The organism is Methylomarinum vadi, from assembly GCF_000733935.1.
Lineage (GTDB): Bacteria > Pseudomonadota > Gammaproteobacteria > Methylococcales > Methylomonadaceae > Methylomarinum > Methylomarinum vadi.
This window is the reverse complement of record NZ_JPON01000001.1, coordinates 878,005-893,643: the sequence shown is the minus strand read 5'-3', so window position 1 is coordinate 893,643 and position 15,639 is coordinate 878,005. Positions and strand designations below refer to the sequence as shown.

Genomic DNA, 15,639 nt, shown 5'->3' with positions numbered 1-15,639 from the left:
TTTCCAGTTCGGTGGATCCCGGCATATTGCCGTATCCATCAATTTGCAAGTCTGATTATATATTCGCTAATACAGGGAATAAAACCAAGTAACTTTTAAGCGAGGGGACGATGGCCATTATCATTTGGAATGAAAGTTATAACCTAGGCATCGAAGAAATTGACCAACAACACCGGAAACTCGTAAATATCATCAATGAGTTGAATGATGGGATGGAAATTGATGGAAATTTGCGCCAAATCATTACGCTGTTTGACGAGTTAATCGATTACACGCATTACCATTTTACCTCCGAAGAACAGTATATGTTGCTTAAGGGCTATGACTCGCAAGACTTTAAAACTCATCAAGCCAATCATATTGCTTTTCTGAAAAAAATTCGTCAGGAACAGGGTCAATGCCACAGCGATCCGGAAAAAGTCAGTGACGAATTACTCGATTTTCTAGTGGGCTGGATGGTTAATCATATTCTGGGAGAGGATAAGAAAATGGCTCGGGCAATATTGCATGTCGCCCCTGAATCTGGTGTCCAGTACGGTCAAGTCGATGTGTTGAATTACAACTTATATGGCGCCCTTAGGGAAAGCGAAAGTCGCTTCAAGGAATTGGCGGATAGCTTGCCCGCCTATATTTGGATAAGTAACGAGAAAGGCCGACGAATTTATTGCAGCAAACAATGGCGGGAATTAAGCGGGCTCAGTTGTGAGCTATTGTCGAAAAATTGGCCGTCGATTATTTGTTCGGAAGATCGCCAACGGGTCGTTAACGATTATTCCTCGAACATATTACGACAACAAAGATTAGAAAGGGAATATCGGGTCCATGATCATAATGGCGGCGTAAGATGGTTGCTGGAAACGGTCGTTCCGAGAGTCCGCAAGGATAAACAATTCGCTGGATTCATGGGCTGTGCTATCGACATTACCCGGCAAAAAACGGTAGAGCAAGGTTTGGAACAGGCGGTCCAGGAACGTACGCAGGAATTGCAGGAATCGAATAAGAAACTGGCCAAGGATAAAGATGATTTGATCGAATTGAATCGGCAATTAAAGGAAGCGCAGGGACAGTTGGTGCAATCTGAAAAAATGGCTTCGATCGGACAATTAGCGGCGGGAGTGGCTCACGAGATCAATAATCCCCTTGGATATATCAATTCTAATCTACATACCTTGCAACAATATTTGGTCGATTTGGAAAAAGTCACCGCGCTGGCCAAGGGTATGGCGGCGCAACTGCCGGAAAATAACGATGAAGTTGTCGCCTTCAATCAGTTTAGCAAAGAAAAGGAGTTGGATTTTTTACACGAGGATTTACGGGACCTGGTTAAGGAGTCGATGGAAGGAGCGACGCGCGCTCGGCAAATCGTGCAAGATTTGCGTAATTTTTCCCGTGTTAACTCGCAGAAACGGGAAATGTTCGATATCGAAAAAGGCCTCGATGCCACGTTGAACATCGTTTACAACGAGTTGAAATACAAAGCGCGTATTCACAAGGATTACAGCGGCCTGCCGCTTTTCGAATGCGTCGGGTCACAACTCAATCAAGTCTTTATGAATTTATTGGTGAATGCGGCCCATGCCATCGAGGATTTTGGCGATATCACTATCCGTACCGGCCGAAAGGATGACGACTGGATATGGGTAGAGGTGGAAGATACCGGCAAGGGTATTCCGGAAGACATTCGTGGCAAAATATTCGATCCATTTTTCACCACGAAGCCGGTAGGCGAAGGCACCGGTTTGGGGTTATCGTTGACCTATAAGATTATTCAGGATCATCGCGGAGAAATCGAGTTGGATAGCAAAGTGGGGCAAGGTACTCGTTTTCGGGTCTATTTTCCGTTGGATAGTAGGGAAGAAAGTATATGTATAACATAGACAGTGAACATCAGCCGGCTAGATTGCTGTTCGTTGATGACGAGAATAATGTGTTGAAATCCCTTCGCCGTTTATTCCGTGGTGGCGATTATCAGGTCCACCTGGCAAACAACGGTTTGGAGGGATTGCAAATTCTGGAACAACAACAAATTGATCTGGTTATTTCCGATATGCGCATGCCGGAGATGGACGGCGCTCAATTCCTGCAACGGGTTGCCGAACGTTGGCCGCAAGTCATTCGTATCTTGTTAACGGGCTTTGCCGATTTGGAATCGACTATTTCTGCAGTCAATAAAGGCAGAATCTACAGCTATTGCCAAAAACCGTGGGACGACGAGGAATTAAAAGATATCGTCGGCCGGGGACTGCTGCAGAAACGTTTGCTCGAAGAGCGAGAGCGGCTGTTTGAGATCATTAACCGTCAAAATGACCAACTAAAGGAATTGAATAGTCAGTTGGAATCGGAAGTTGAACAGCGCACGATGCAATTGGAAGAGTCGTACCGATATTTGGATCATGCGCATAAAATGTTGAAAAAACAGTATACTGATACTATCAAGACTTTTTCCCGCATCATCGAGATGCGTCCCGGCATTAAAAGTGGTCACGCGAAATATATCGCCGAGGTGGCGCTGAAAGTGGCCGATCATTTGAAGATAAAGGAGGAAGACAGGAAGCATATTCTCTATGCCGGTTTGTTGTTGCAGATCGGTAAGATCGGCCTGGATGAAAGTTTGTTGAATCAACCTTTTTATTCGATGACCAGCACGGAGCGAGAGCTTTTTTTAGCCCATGCCTTGGAGGGCGAGGCGTTGTTGAAAAACATGATACCGTTGCAGGTGGCGGCAACAATGATTCGGCATCAATTCGAGCATTATGACGGTAGCGGTTATCCGCAAGGCCTGATTGCCGAACAAATCTCGCTGGGTGCCCGGATTTTGGCGGTCGTCAGAGATTATGTTGCCTATTTGGATGGCTCGATGACCGGCCATTCGATGACCGTGGCCGACGTGATTTCCCGCCTCCTCAACAAAAAAGATTCTTTTTACGATCCGCGAGTTGTCGAAGCCTTTTTGGAAGTGTTGGCGCAAATGGAAGAACAAGCAGTACGGCCTGTCGTGGAGATTTCCTGGACCAAGCTAGAGCCAGGCATGGAGGTCGAGGAAATCCGCTACGAGGGCCGCCTGTTTCTGAAAGACTGTATCCTGGATAAGGGAAAAATATATGAAATTGTCGCCTTGCGGGAAAGAGTCGGTGATAAATTGGAGATAAGAGTTCGCTTGGGAAATGCCAGTGATGAAAAACGTTAAGGGCCGCTAGCCGATGCGCATTATGCTTTTTCCAGCCCCGCCGGGGAGCGGGTTTTCGCCGACGATTCAATGAAGTTCTCGATCGAAAAAATAATCGGATTGTCTTTGTTAAGATTGTAACTGTTTTCCGGGTCTGATAAAATAAGTCATTGATTTTCCTACTATATCCCAAAGGGATAGGCGCTTAATTTGCCTTTAAGCGGGCTAACGCCCATTGTGCATGTTCCCTGACCAGTTCGGAAGGATGGTGTAGCCGTCGAGATAGGGCTTGCGTAATGGTTACGTCACGGCTGTTGCTGTTGCCTAGTGCGACGGCAATATTCCGTAGCCAGCGTTCGTGTCCGATGCGGCGGATGGCCGATCCTTCCGTCTTGCGTAAAAACTCCTCCTCATTCCAGTCGAACAATTCAAGTAATTGAATCTTGTCAAGGTTATGGCGTGGGTTAAAGTCTTTCTCCTTGCTCAGCCGGGCAAAGCGGTTCCAAGGGCAAATCAATTGGCAGTCGTCGCAGCCATAAATGCGATTGCCGAGCAGCGGCCTTAGTTCTTCAGGAATGGCGCCATGCAATTCGATGGTTAAATAGGATATGCAGCGTCTGGCATCCACTCGATAAGGGGAGACGATCGCCCGGGTCGGACAGATTTCCAGACAGGCGCTGCAACTGCCGCAGTGCGCAGAGGCTTGTTCATCATGAGGCAGCGGCAGGTCGGTATAAATCTCCCCCAGAAAGAACCAGGAGCCAGCCTTGCGGTTGATCAGGTTGGAATGCTTGCCAATCCAGCCCAGGCCGGCTTTTTCGGCAATGGCTTTTTCCAATACCGGCGCGCTGTCGACAAAGGCGCGGTAACCGAATGGGCCGATGGCCTGCTCGATCTTGTTGGCCAGTTTTTGCAGCCGGTTACGGATCACTTTGTGGTAGTCGCGGCCTAAGGCATAACGGGAAATGAAGGCGGCTGTCGGGTCTTTCAGCTGAGTATCGGATTGTTGTTGAGGTTCCGGCAGGTAATCCATGCGCGCGGATATAATGCTGCGTGTACCTTCCACCAACAGTTTCGGTCGGCTGCGTTTGCAGCCGTGGCGGCTCATGTATTCCATGTTGCCGTGATAGCCCTGGCCCAGCCAGTTTTGTAAATGTTGTTCGGCTTCGGATAAATCGGTTTGGCTGATGCCAATTTGTTGGAAACCCAGTTCGAGACCCCATTGTTTAATTTGTTGGGCGAGTTGAATCGGGTTCGGTGAATTTTTTGAGGCCATTCAATGAAAGGTAAAGGGTGCGTATGAATGACTAAGGATCACGTTGAGAGGTCCAGGATTCAAGGTGCGATAAAGAGCGAATCTTGAACCTTGGGCCCTGAACCTATTTTCTGGCTACAGCCAATATCCGCAGTCGGCAGAAGACTGTGCGTAAGCGACATCAAATCGTATCGCTGTCCTTTAACGCATTGTAAATGCCATCCAAATCAACCCGATCGGTATCGAAGGTTAAATCGGCGACATTGGCAGCGCAATCGACGCAAATACTGATTAAGCCGGCATGTTTGATGACCGGAAGCAGTACCGCTAAGTTGTCTGCTTGGTTTTCCAATACCGTCGTGGCATGGCCGGTGTCGAACAATTTTCTTTCCAAGAGGTAGGCCGTTTCTGCGCCATGGTTGCCGGTCAAGGAGATGACGGCAGGCTTCTGGCCGTAACGAGCGGCACGGTCCTCGGCGGTAACCGGTTTTAGGTCCGACACGTCCGCGCTGCCGGTGATCATGCCGGCGCCGACGGTAACATTGGTTAGGCGGTCGATAATGATGAAGGAACCGGTGCCCTTGCTTTGTTTGTAAGGATCGAAAACAACCGGCGCGTTGACCGAAACGGTGCAGGAAGCGATTTCGTTCAGGTTTAGTTCATCGGCGTCATGATGTTCCAACGTGTTGACATCGATGCGGTGATGAATGGTCGATATCGAGCCTGGAACGCTGCGAGTGGCGAGCTTGATCGTATATTGACGACCAGGCGTCATGGTTTTTTCGGTCATCCATACGATATTGGCCTTGAATTTGTCGGCCACCATCGGCTTGGACGAATTGTTCGCGACAATGACATCACCACGGCTGATATCGATTTCGTCTGCTAACGTCAAGGTGACAGCCATCGGGGCGAATGCTTCCTCCAACTCGCCGTCGTAGGTGACGATCGATTTGATGCGGCTGCTTTTGCCGGAGGGCAGGGCGGTGATTTGATCGCCTTTGTGGAAAACCCCGGAGGCGATGGTGCCACAGAAGCCGCGAAAATCGAGGTTGGGGCGATTGACGTATTGCACCGGAAAACGGGGGTCGACAAAATTACGGTCGTTGGCAATTTCGATGGTGTTGAGCAGTTCCATCATCGGTTTGCCCGTGAACCAAGGCATGTTGCCGCTAGTGTTAACTACATTGTCGCCGTCCAGGGCCGAAATAGGCAGAAAATGAATATCATGCAAATCCAGTGCCTGAGTGAAGCTCAGATAATCTTCTCTAATATTATTGAAGGTTTCTTCGCTATAGCCGACCAGGTCCATTTTATTGACGGCGACGATGATATGCTTGATGCCGAGCAACGACGCGATAAAACTGTGGCGTTTGGTTTGGGTTTGCACCCCGTAGCGGGCATCGATCAGGATTACGGCAAGGTTACAGGTGGAGGCGCCGGTCGCCATGTTACGGGTGTACTGCTCGTGTCCCGGTGTGTCGGCGATGATGAATTTGCGCGTCGCGGTGGAAAAATAACGGTAGGCGACATCGATCGTGATGCCTTGTTCGCGTTCCGCTTGCAACCCGTCCACCAACAGAGCCAGGTCGACTTTGCCGGCACCTGTCGTGCCGGATTTGACGCTGTCCGCCTGTACTGCGGCCAGTTGGTCTTCGTAAATCATCTTGGAGTCATGCAACAGTCGGCCTATCAATGTGCTCTTGCCGTCGTCGACGTTGCCGCAGGTTAAAAATCGCAGCAGTTCTTTGCGTTCGTGTTGCGCCAGGTAGGCGTTAATGTCGGTGCTGATTAAATCTGATTGATGGGACATTTTTTCTCTGAATCTTGTAAAAGTGGTCGGCCTTTAGCTTAGAAGTAACCTTCTCTTTTTTTCTGCTCCATCGAGCCAGCTTGGTCATGGTCGATTAGGCGGCCCTGACGTTCCGACGTCGTGGTCAGCAGCATTTCCTGGATGATTTCAGGCAGCGTGGTCGCGGTCGATTCCACCGCGCCGGTCAATGGATAACAACCCAGGGTACGGAAACGCACCATTTTCATTTCTATTTTATCGTTCGGGCCGATCGGCATGCGCTCGTCGTCGACCATGATCAGCATGCCGTCCTTGTCAACCACGGGGCGTTCCTTGGCGAAATACAACGGCACGATGGGAATGTTTTCCAGATGGATATATTGCCAGACGTCCAGTTCGGTCCAGTTTGACAATGGGAAGACGCGAATGCTTTCGCCCTTGTCGATTCTGCCGTTGTAGATGTTCCACAATTCGGGACGTTGGTTTTTAGGGTCCCAGCGGTGGTTTTTGTCGCGGAACGAGTATACCCTTTCCTTGGCCCGGGATTTTTCTTCGTCACGTCGGGCGCCGCCGAAGGCAGCATCGAACTGATATTTGTTTAAGGCTTGTTTCAAGGCATCGGTTTTCATCACATCGGTATGTTTCTTACTGCCATGTGTGAACGGGCCGATGCCTTGTTTGACGCCATCTTCGTTGATGTAGACCAATAAATCGAGACCGAGGTCTTTCGCGAGTTGGTCGCGAAACTGGATCATCTCCTTGAATTTCCAGGTCGTGTCCACATGCAATAGCGGAAAAGGCGGTTTGCCGGGATAAAAGGCTTTCATTGCCAAATGCAGCATGACCGCGGAATCCTTACCGATAGAGTACAACATCACCGGTTTATCGAACTCCGCCGCCACTTCGCGAATGATGTGAATACTTTCAGCCTCAAGCTGTTTCAGGTGTGTTAATTTATAATCAGTCATTAATGTATCCGGTCCACTGCCTGCATTTAACAAAACGGTTTATTTTAAAACTAATGGCATTTTAATGCCACAACGCCACTAAAAATCGATATATATAAGGAAAAGCTAAAATGAAACAGTTACATGGATTAGAGTCGTTGAGGCAAAATAGTCGCGAACGTCTCGGACATCCAATACTGGCCGAACAGTTGCTGCGGGATTTGCGGCATTGCCGCTGTCTCCTCTACGGACAACGGGAGGGCGCTTCGGTATTGCTGGCCGAATTAGATGGGCAGGATGACTCGCTATATTATGAGAGGTTCGATCAACGCATCGATCTCACGTTGACGGGCGAGATCGTTCGGGACGACTGCGTGCCGTTGACTTATCGGTTGCAAGGCGAACATCTTGTGGTGACAGGGCGATGCTCGATGCTGCCCAAGGTGTGCGGCGTGGATTGGTATATCGGGGCCGGCTATAGCGGAAAAGCCGGCGAACGAGCGAGACTGAAGTTCAAGATTGATGTGAAGGAGGTCCTGAAAAAGGTTTTAGAAAGCCAATAGCTTTCTTTATTTGAAAATGCTTTTAAGGAAGATCAGCTGTCCCTATTAAGCGATCAAGACACGGCGTAAACAACCTCCCGGTGGCCTTGACGACAGTGATCACTGCCGTCGACAGTCTGGCTAACTCAATAGGGACATTCTTTTAGCCTGAATATTGTTCATAGCCATATACTTGAATCTTATTTTTCACTTATTCATCCGATGGTCGATAATTTCATCGACCACGGCAGGGTCGGCCAGCGTCGAAGTGTCGCCGAGATTGGTTAGCTCATTGGCGGCAACTTTACGCAGGATACGGCGCATGATCTTGCCGGAACGGGTCTTGGGTAGGGCGGGAGCCCACTGAATGATGTCGGGATGGGCAATGGGGCCGATCTCGTCGCGAACCAATTGGATTAGTTCCTGGCGTAACTCCTCGCTGGGTTCGACGCCGACATTCAACGTGACGTAGGCGTAGATTCCTTGTCCTTTTATATCGTGGGGATAGCCGACCACGGCGGCTTCGGCGACGTCGTCGTGCAATACTAGCGCGCTTTCCACTTCGGCCGTGCCCATGCGGTGCCCCGATACGTTGATCACATCGTCGACTCGTCCGGTGATCCAATAGTAACCGTCCTTGTCGCGGCGAGCGCCATCGCCGGTGAAGTAATAACCGGGAAAATTCTTGAAATAAGTGTCGACGAAACGGCCGTGATCGCCGTAAACAGAGCGCGATTGCCCAGGCCAGGGAAAGCCGATGACGAGCAGACCCTCGGCTTCGCCCTGCAATACATTGCCTTCGTTATCGAGGATTTCCGGTTTGACGCCGAAGAAGGGCAGCGTGGCGGAGCCGGGTTTCAATGCCGTCGCGCCGGGCAACGGGGTGATCAGGATGCCGCCGGTTTCGGTTTGCCACCAGGTATCGACGATCGGGCATCGCTCGCTGCCGACCAGGTGATAATACCATTCCCAGGCCTCGGGGTTGATCGGTTCGCCGACGCTGCCCAGCAAACGCAAGCTGCTGCGGTCGGTGCGTTTGACGAAATCGTCGCCCTGCGCCATCAATGACCTAATAGCGGTCGGCGCGGTATAGAAAATATTGACCTGGTGTTTGTCGACGATTTGCCAAAACCGGTCGGGAGCCGGATATGTGGGTACTCCTTCGAACATTAGGGTAGTCGCGCCATTACAGAGCGGACCGTAAATAATGTAGGAATGGCCGGTGACCCAACCGATGTCGGCGGTGCACCAATAGATATCGCCATCATGATAGTCGAAAACATATTTATGGGTTATCGCGGCATACAACAAATATCCGCCGGTCGTATGCAACACGCCCTTGGGTTTACCCGTGGAGCCCGATGTATATAAGATAAAAAGCGGGTCTTCCGCGTCCATGGCTTCCGCGGGACAGTCGGCGGAGGCCTCTTTCATCGCCTCGTGATACCACAGATCGCGGGATTCATTCCAAGGAATGTCGTTACCTGTGTTCTGAATGACGATCACACGTTTCAGGTTGGGGCATTGACCCGCGGCTTTGTCGGCATTGACCTTGGATGGTACGGTTTTGCCGCCGCGATAGCCTTCGTCGGCGCAAATCAAATATTCGCAATCGGCATCGAGAATACGGTCTTTCAGTGAATCGGCGGAAAAACCGCCGAAGACGATCGAGTGGATTGCACCGATCCGGGTACAGGCCAGGATGACTACGGCGGCTTCGGCCAGCATCGGCAAGTAAATGCAGACGCGGTCGCCTTTCTTGACGCCTTGTGCCTTCAGGACATTGGCGAATTTGCACACTTGCTCATGTAATTGCCGATAGGTGATTTTTTTATCTTTAGTTGGGTCATCGCCCTCCCAGATAATGGCGATCTGGTCGGCCTTGTTTTCTAAATGGCGGTCCAGGCAATTGACGCTCACATTCAGCTTGCCGCCTTTAAACCAGTTGATTTCCCCCCGGGGGAAATCGAACGACAAAACCTCTTCCCACGGTTCATGCCAATCCAGGAAATTCTTCGCCTGTTCCGCCCAGAACTTTTCGGGTTCAGAAATCGACTGTCGGTAAAGTTCCTGATAGCTCGATCTGTCGATATGAGCGTGTTCGGCAACGATGGGGTTGATGGGATAAATCTTGTGTTCTGACATGGGTGATCCTGGCTTCCGTAATATTTTTACATTAGTCAATTCCTTAATGGATTGCACGGATTTTTTTCAAATGTTGAGGGTTCCACCGGGCGACGGCCCATTCCAGAATTTCTTCGACTTGGGCTTTCAATAAAATTTTCGGTGGATCTTGCCTTAACAATCTTAGCAAACGATATAGAGTCTTCTCCGGCTTTTCCGTGTCGACCGCTTCCGCATGGGTTTGTTTGCTCAATTTGACCCCTTGTTCGTCGACAATCAGTGGGACATGCATATAGCGGGGCCGGGAATAGCCGAGCAATTGCTGAATGAAGATTTGCCGGGGCGTGGAATCCAATAAATCGAAACCGCGGACGATATCGGTGATTCCTTGCTGATAATCGTCGATTACCACGGCCAGTTGGTAGGCGACTATGTTGTCTTTGCGTTGCACGACGAAGTCGCCGAGTTCGCGGCTCAGGTTTTGTCTGATCAGGCCTTGCAGCCGGTCGGCAAAGTTGATTTCGATATCTTCGGTTTTGAGCCGCAAGGCCGCTGGTTTAGCCGGGTCGGGGCAGGTGTGGCGGCAGATGCCCGGATAAACCGGGTTGTGCGGATTTAATGCCGCCAATGATTTGCGACTACAGGTGCAGCGGTAAAGGAGTTGTTGTTCGGATAGTTGCGTGATGATGTCGAAATATCGCGCCAGGTTCTCACTCTGGTAATAAACGCGCTCGTCCCAGTGCAAGCCAAATTTTTCCAAATCACGTATGATTCGTTCGCTAGCCCCCCGTATGTTACGCGGCGTATCGATATCGTCGATTCTTAATAACCAATAGCCGTGCTGACTGCGGGCGTCCAGATAGCTGGCCAGGGCGGTATATAGAGAGCCGAGATGCAAGGGACCGGTTGGCGAAGGCGCAAACCGGCCGACATAGTGCTTGGTTGCAGAGCCGGACAGGATTTAACCTACTTGCTTTTCCCTAATTTCATCCAATGTTTTACAGTCGATGCACAGCGTGGCAGTCGGGCGCGCTTCTAAACGCCTTATGCCGATTTCAATACCGCAGGTTTCGCAATAACCGTAATCGCCTGATTCAATCGCCTTCAGCGATTCGTCGATTTTTTTGATCAGTTTGCGTTCTCTATCGCGGGTCCTCAATTCCAGACTGAATTCGGATTCCTGTGTCGCTCTGTCGTTAGGATCGGGAAAGTTGGCGGCATCGTCCTTCATGTGATGGACGGTACGGTCAACCTCTTGCATTAATTCACTTTTCCAGCTTCTGAGAATGGCTTCAAAGTGTTTCAATTGAGCCTCATTCATGTATTCTTCGCCTTCTTTCTCTTCATAAGGCTTAAAACTGAAGTGATTGACATCAGCTTTAGAATCGGTCATCCGTTAACTCCTAGCTAGTTCTAAAAACCGCAAATTTTTATCAGAATAGCTTAGCCTTAGCAAGAAATTTGTTATTATTTATCGGTTAAATTTCACAGGAACATTATTAATGCGCTCATTAATGGCAAAGAGAATGCAGGGAATATCGCCCTTTTACGTCATGGATTTGTTGCAAAGGGCCAAGCAATTAGAGCAACAAGGTAAGGATATCATACACATGGAAATCGGGGAGCCCGATTTTCCTACGCCCCCGGCGGTCGTCGAGGCAGGCCAGAATTGCATTAAACAGGGTGAGGTAAAATACACTGCTGCGGCAGGATTGCCCGAATTGCGCGCAGCCATCGCGCAATATTATCGGGATACCTATGGCGTGACGATCGCCAAGGAACGGGTATTTATCACGCCGGGAGCTTCCGGTGCTTTTTTATTGGCCTTGGGCGTCACGCTGAATCCCGGCGAAGAGATACTGATGGCCGACCCCTGTTACCCGTGTAATGATAATTTTGTGCAACTTTTTGGCGGACAAACGCGCTTTGTCAATGTCGCAGCGGATTCCCACTATCAATTAAATGCGGAATTGATTCGGCGGAATTGGCAAGAAAACTGTAAGGGCGTCATGATAGCGTCGCCTTCGAATCCGACCGGAACGCTGATCACCAATGAAGCGTTGCGAGAGGCAATTCGGCAAACCCAGTCATTGCAAGGCTGTTTTTACTCGGATGAGATTTACCACGGCTTGGTTTACGGCGATCCCGCCGCCAGCGCCTTGCAATTTAGCGACGATGTTTTCGTGATCAATAGTTTTTCCAAGTATTTCGGCATGACAGGGTGGCGTGTCGGCTGGTTGGTCGTTCCGGAGGAATTTATCGACCCTACCGAAAGATTGGCGCAAAATATATTTATTGCCACTCCGACCCATTCCCAGTATGCGGCCTTGGCCTCTTTTTTACCCGAAAACCTTCGAGTGTTGGAGTGGAGAAGGCAGCAATTTGCCGAACGTCGTGACTTTCTCTACGAAAACCTGATTCGATTAGGGTTCGAAATTGAGTGTAAACCGGAAGGAGCATTCTATATCTATGCTAATTGCCGGGCGTTTACCGATGATAGCTTCCGCTTTGCCGCTGAATTGTTGGAGACGGAAGGTGTCGCGGTGACGCCGGGTAAGGATTTTGGCCAAAATAATAATTTCTTCATAAGATTTGCATATACCGCATCAATCGCTAGAATGGCTGAAGCTTTGCAGAGACTGGAACGATTTATATGCCGATAACGCAATTGTCAGCTACGGAATTACAGGAAAAACTAGACAACCATGAGGATTTGTTGTTGCTTGATGTCAGGGAACCTCATGAATTTGCCTATGCGCATATCGAAGGCAGTCTATCGATTCCGCTCAGTCTGGTTCCATTGCGTGTTAACGAATTGGACGCAAAGCAAGAAATAGTCGTGATTTGTCACCATGGTGTCCGCAGCATGCAGGCATCGGTTTATCTCGACCGGTGCGGATTCGACAAAGTATATAATTTGACGGGCGGTATCGATGCGTGGTCCGTGGCTTGTGACGAGTCGATGCCTCGATATTAATAATTACAATAAAGAAAGGCAATCATGTTTTTACGAGAGTTTTATTCGATTTCTGACGGAAGCATCAGTATTGATGCGCAACAGGCCAGTTTGTTCGCGAAAGAAGTTGCCGGCGATTTCAATCCCCTGCATGACCCCGATTCCAAGCGCTTCTGCGTGCCTGGAGACTTGCTTTTTTCCTTGGTATTGGAGAAATATGGTTTGAGCGAGAAAATGAACTTTACCTTTGCCGGCATGGTGGGGCACGGGGTCAAGCTGAATTTTCCCGATACCGATAGCGAATGTTTCGATATTACCGATAACAGCCAGAAGACCTATTTACAAGTCGAGAAGAGCGGCACGGTAAACCGCGATGAAAAGGTGATCGAAGCCCTGGTGCGTGATTACGTGGCGTTTTCAGGTCAAAATTTTCCTTATGTGCTAGTACCCTTGCTGGAAAAAGAAAATGTCATGATCAATCTCGAAAGACCCTTGGTGATTTATGACAGCATGACAGTGGAATTTACGACTCTGAATTTCGCCAATCCACGGTTGAATATGTTGCAGCCGGAATTGGAAGTGAGCGGTAAGCGAGGTTCGGCCCGGTTGCATTTTCAAATCATGGAGGGTGAAGACGTGGTCGGTTCCGGTTATAAAAAGCTGGCGATTAGCGGATTAAGGCCATTCGAAGCCGAGCCTATGCAGCAGTTTGTCGATAATTATCTGGCCAGAAAAGAAAAGTATTTCGCGCATCTGCCTGATATCGACAGACGACAGCTAGCGTGCTAAAAAGCCGCGTCTCGTTCTTCTAGTCAGATTTTGCTGGTCATAGGCTCCACTACAACCAATTGTCCGGCCTCGATGCCATTGCATTCGGCAGGCAAGACGATATAACAATTGGCTTTGCTCAATGCGCTCAATTGATGAGAGTCCTGCCGTCCGGCGCTGTCTACGACGAATTCACCATTGTCCAGCTGGGTCAGAATGCCGCGCTGATATTCCTGTCGGCCAGGCGATTTCTTCAGTTTGCAGATGCATGTAGCCTTCAGTCGCAGCGTTTTTCGTGGTGCGGCGCCGGACAAATATTGAAGGGCGGGGTGTACGATTTGCTGAAACATGACAATCGCCGAGACAGGGTTGCCGGACAAACCGAACAGCAAACACTCGTTCATTTTACCAAAAATGAGCGGTTTACCGGGTTTCATGGCAATTTTCCATAAGTTAACTTGGCCGCAGTGTTCAAGAATATCGTGGATATAGTCCGCGTCACCCACGGAAGCGCCACCGGTCGTGATGATCGCGTCATAACGGTGCGAGGTTTCCACCAACACCTGTTGTAGTCTTGCTTTATCGTCCCCGATGACGCCGAGGTCGGAGACATTGAATCGTTCGTCCTTCAATAGGCCGGCCAAAGCGTATCGGTTGCTGTCATAAATATGTCCTTTTTCTAGTGGCGTCCCGATTGCCGTCAGTTCATTACCGGTCGAAAGAAAAGCGAGATTGAGCTTTCTTTTGACGGCAACTTCGTGAATGCCCGCGGATGCCAATAAAGCGCATTCGCAGGCGTTAATCATTTTACCGGCGGCTAATAATTCGCTGCCGGCCATAATGTCGCTGCCGGCTGCTCGGATATTTTGCAAACCTTGAGTTTGAGGTGGAAAAACGACGTGTTCACCTTTTACGGCAACTATTTCCTGCATGACTACGCTATCGGCGTCATTCGGTAATACGGCCCCGGTAAGGATTCTGACGCATTGGCCCGATTTTATATTGCCTGCAAAAGGTTTTCCCGCCCAGGATATGCCGACGTTCGTTAAGCTGAAAGAAGCCTTATCGATGATATCGTTGCTGGACAATGCATATCCGTCCATCGACGCAACTCGATTCGGCGGAATATCGATCGGGGAGGTGACCGGTTCCGCCAGAATGCGCCCGAAGGCTTTGCTTAAGGGGAGTTTTTCCTGATCTGAAACCGGATAAATAGCGTGGTGGATTTGCCGTAAGGCTTGTTCGACGCTCAGCAGTGAAACGTCATTGGGGTTGCAATCGTCTTTCATGAAGAGATTCGAATGAAACGGTTGATAATAAAGTCGGCAATCATGGCAATGTCGTTAAGATCCAAAAGCTTTAGGTTGGCTGGTCTAGTGATTTGCTGATCAGAGGCGATGGCTATCACCGAAGGGTCGTTAGGGTAAATCAAAGGATGCTTTAAAATCGGTCGGTGCAATTCTATTTTCGGAAATTGTTCGCGCTTAAAGCCTTCTACCAAAATCAAATCCAAATAAGACTGGTCCAACACTTTTAATTGGTCGTCCAGTTTAGGTTCGATAGTCGGATTAAACTCAGTGATGATGGCGCGGCGATAGGGCGATACCAGCATCACGGTATTGGCGCCGGCAGATCTGAGGCGGTAACTGTCTTTTCCGGGTTTATCGATTTCGAAATTATGATGGCTTTGTTTAATGATGCCAAGGTTTAACCCCGTTTTTGTTAAATGTGGGATCAGTTGGGTGAGCAGCGTGGTTTTTCCAGTGCCACTAAAAGCGGCGAAACCAAGTAGGGGAGATTTGGCGTTATCCATGGAATGAAGCTGTTACTTTCGACAAATGATTGCCTATTCTAACCTAGCTTTGTGGGTAATATTTTAAATGGTTATTTACAATCCACCGGTTACCTGTGTCAGATGTTGTCGTCAAGGCTACGCCACACATGGATGTGTCAGTGCGGCGTGAAGCAGGAGTTGCTAGTTGCCAGGGAGGGATTCACGCCGTATCTTGAAAAGCTAACGGGTAACAAGTCTGCAGTAAGTTCATGGGCATTTATTTTAAGTATTCGATAATTAAATAAAAATAAATTT

At 49.3% G+C, this 15,639-nt stretch carries 14 protein-coding genes; 6 read left to right on the top strand and 8 right to left on the bottom strand.

Features of this window, described 5'->3' with window-relative positions:
- Nucleotides 1-110 precede the first annotated feature (110 nt).
- Nucleotides 111-1,877, top strand: coding sequence for a bacteriohemerythrin (locus EP25_RS0104585; protein ID WP_031432806.1), 1,767 nt, complete (start codon nucleotides 111-113; stop codon nucleotides 1,875-1,877).
- The gene (locus tag EP25_RS0104580) at nucleotides 1,865-3,187 is read left to right on the top strand and encodes an HD domain-containing phosphohydrolase (protein ID WP_031432805.1); all 1,323 of its coding nucleotides are present in this window, start codon (nucleotides 1,865-1,867) and stop codon (nucleotides 3,185-3,187) included. Before EP25_RS0104585 ends, EP25_RS0104580 begins: the two co-directional genes overlap by 13 nt.
- 184 nt (nucleotides 3,188-3,371) lie before the next feature.
- Here the strand turns inward: EP25_RS0104580 and queG are convergent, their stop codons facing one another.
- The 3 genes from queG to cysD all read right to left on the bottom strand — a co-directional run bounded on the left by queG (nucleotide 3,372) and on the right by cysD (nucleotide 7,181).
- Nucleotides 3,372-4,442, bottom strand: coding sequence for a tRNA epoxyqueuosine(34) reductase QueG (gene queG, locus EP25_RS0104575; RefSeq protein ID WP_031432804.1), 1,071 nt, complete (start codon nucleotides 4,440-4,442; stop codon nucleotides 3,372-3,374).
- 160 nt (nucleotides 4,443-4,602) lie between these two features.
- Complete coding sequence (gene cysN / locus EP25_RS0104570; RefSeq protein WP_031432803.1) at nucleotides 4,603-6,234, bottom strand: sulfate adenylyltransferase subunit CysN; 1,632 nt, start codon at nucleotides 6,232-6,234, stop codon at nucleotides 4,603-4,605.
- 38 nt (nucleotides 6,235-6,272) lie between these two features.
- Complete coding sequence (gene cysD / locus EP25_RS0104565) at nucleotides 6,273-7,181, bottom strand: sulfate adenylyltransferase subunit CysD (protein WP_031432802.1); 909 nt, start codon at nucleotides 7,179-7,181, stop codon at nucleotides 6,273-6,275.
- A 110-nt stretch (nucleotides 7,182-7,291) separates the two neighbouring features.
- Here cysD and EP25_RS0104560 point away from each other — a divergent pair, with 110 nt between their 5' ends.
- The gene (locus tag EP25_RS0104560) at nucleotides 7,292-7,723 is read left to right on the top strand and encodes a hypothetical protein (protein ID WP_031432801.1); all 432 of its coding nucleotides are present in this window, start codon (nucleotides 7,292-7,294) and stop codon (nucleotides 7,721-7,723) included.
- 186 nt (nucleotides 7,724-7,909) lie between these two features.
- Here the strand turns inward: EP25_RS0104560 and acs are convergent, their stop codons facing one another.
- From acs to dksA, 3 genes are read right to left on the bottom strand one after another with little or no spacing between them, the layout of a single operon-like run.
- Entirely contained in the window at nucleotides 7,910-9,847 is a 1,938-nt protein-coding gene (acs, locus tag EP25_RS0104555; RefSeq protein ID WP_031432800.1) for an acetate--CoA ligase, read from the bottom strand.
- 43 nt (nucleotides 9,848-9,890) lie between these two features.
- A complete protein-coding gene (gene gluQRS, locus EP25_RS0104550) occupies nucleotides 9,891-10,784 on the bottom strand; it encodes a tRNA glutamyl-Q(34) synthetase GluQRS (RefSeq protein WP_031432799.1) in 894 nt (297 codons plus the stop codon).
- A 3-nt stretch (nucleotides 10,785-10,787) separates the two neighbouring features.
- Entirely contained in the window at nucleotides 10,788-11,219 is a 432-nt protein-coding gene (dksA, locus tag EP25_RS0104545) for an RNA polymerase-binding protein DksA (protein WP_031432798.1), read from the bottom strand.
- A 121-nt stretch (nucleotides 11,220-11,340) separates the two neighbouring features.
- Here dksA and EP25_RS0104540 point away from each other — a divergent pair, with 121 nt between their 5' ends.
- The 3 genes from EP25_RS0104540 to EP25_RS0104530 are packed head-to-tail and all read left to right on the top strand — an operon-like array spanning nucleotide 11,341 to nucleotide 13,571.
- Nucleotides 11,341-12,489: an aminotransferase class I/II-fold pyridoxal phosphate-dependent enzyme gene (locus EP25_RS0104540; protein ID WP_407661358.1), complete on the top strand. Its 1,149-nt coding sequence runs from the start codon at nucleotides 11,341-11,343 to the stop codon at nucleotides 12,487-12,489.
- Nucleotides 12,480-12,803, top strand: coding sequence for a rhodanese-like domain-containing protein (locus EP25_RS0104535; RefSeq protein WP_031432796.1), 324 nt, complete (start codon nucleotides 12,480-12,482; stop codon nucleotides 12,801-12,803). Before EP25_RS0104540 ends, EP25_RS0104535 begins: the two co-directional genes overlap by 10 nt.
- Nucleotides 12,804-12,827: 24 nt before the next feature.
- Nucleotides 12,828-13,571 carry a DUF3581 domain-containing protein gene (locus tag EP25_RS0104530; protein ID WP_031432795.1) on the top strand — a complete coding sequence of 248 codons (744 nt, stop codon included), beginning with the start codon at nucleotides 12,828-12,830 and terminating at the stop codon, nucleotides 13,569-13,571.
- A 23-nt stretch (nucleotides 13,572-13,594) separates the two neighbouring features.
- On the opposite strand, the gene moeA is transcribed toward EP25_RS0104530, so the two are convergent.
- Nucleotides 13,595-14,839 carry a molybdopterin molybdotransferase MoeA gene (gene moeA / locus EP25_RS0104525; RefSeq protein ID WP_031432794.1) on the bottom strand — a complete coding sequence of 415 codons (1,245 nt, stop codon included), beginning with the start codon at nucleotides 14,837-14,839 and terminating at the stop codon, nucleotides 13,595-13,597.
- Nucleotides 14,836-15,363, bottom strand: coding sequence for a molybdopterin-guanine dinucleotide biosynthesis protein B (mobB, locus tag EP25_RS0104520; RefSeq protein WP_031432793.1), 528 nt, complete (start codon nucleotides 15,361-15,363; stop codon nucleotides 14,836-14,838). The genes moeA and mobB overlap by 4 nt, the downstream gene beginning before the upstream one ends.
- Between the last annotated feature and the right edge of the window lie 276 nt (nucleotides 15,364-15,639).

What these genes read in the sequence shown, in the direction of transcription:
- EP25_RS0104585 (WP_031432806.1), top strand. Translation starts at nt 111, where the DNA reads ATGGCCATTATCATTTGGAATGAAAGTTATAACCTAGGCATCGAAGAA.
- EP25_RS0104580 (WP_031432805.1), top strand. Translation starts at nt 1,865, where the DNA reads ATGTATAACATAGACAGTGAACATCAGCCGGCTAGATTGCTGTTCGTT.
- queG (WP_031432804.1), bottom strand. Translation starts at nt 4,442, where the DNA reads ATGGCCTCAAAAAATTCACCGAACCCGATTCAACTCGCCCAACAAATT.
- cysN (WP_031432803.1), bottom strand. Translation starts at nt 6,234, where the DNA reads ATGTCCCATCAATCAGATTTAATCAGCACCGACATTAACGCCTACCTG.
- cysD (WP_031432802.1), bottom strand. Translation starts at nt 7,181, where the DNA reads ATGACTGATTATAAATTAACACACCTGAAACAGCTTGAGGCTGAAAGT.
- EP25_RS0104560 (WP_031432801.1), top strand. Translation starts at nt 7,292, where the DNA reads ATGAAACAGTTACATGGATTAGAGTCGTTGAGGCAAAATAGTCGCGAA.
- acs (WP_031432800.1), bottom strand. Translation starts at nt 9,847, where the DNA reads ATGTCAGAACACAAGATTTATCCCATCAACCCCATCGTTGCCGAACAC.
- dksA (WP_031432798.1), bottom strand. Translation starts at nt 11,219, where the DNA reads ATGACCGATTCTAAAGCTGATGTCAATCACTTCAGTTTTAAGCCTTAT.
- EP25_RS0104540 (WP_407661358.1), top strand. Translation starts at nt 11,341, where the DNA reads ATGGCAAAGAGAATGCAGGGAATATCGCCCTTTTACGTCATGGATTTG.
- EP25_RS0104535 (WP_031432796.1), top strand. Translation starts at nt 12,480, where the DNA reads ATGCCGATAACGCAATTGTCAGCTACGGAATTACAGGAAAAACTAGAC.
- EP25_RS0104530 (WP_031432795.1), top strand. Translation starts at nt 12,828, where the DNA reads ATGTTTTTACGAGAGTTTTATTCGATTTCTGACGGAAGCATCAGTATT.
- moeA (WP_031432794.1), bottom strand. Translation starts at nt 14,839, where the DNA reads ATGAAAGACGATTGCAACCCCAATGACGTTTCACTGCTGAGCGTCGAA.
- mobB (WP_031432793.1), bottom strand. Translation starts at nt 15,363, where the DNA reads ATGGATAACGCCAAATCTCCCCTACTTGGTTTCGCCGCTTTTAGTGGC.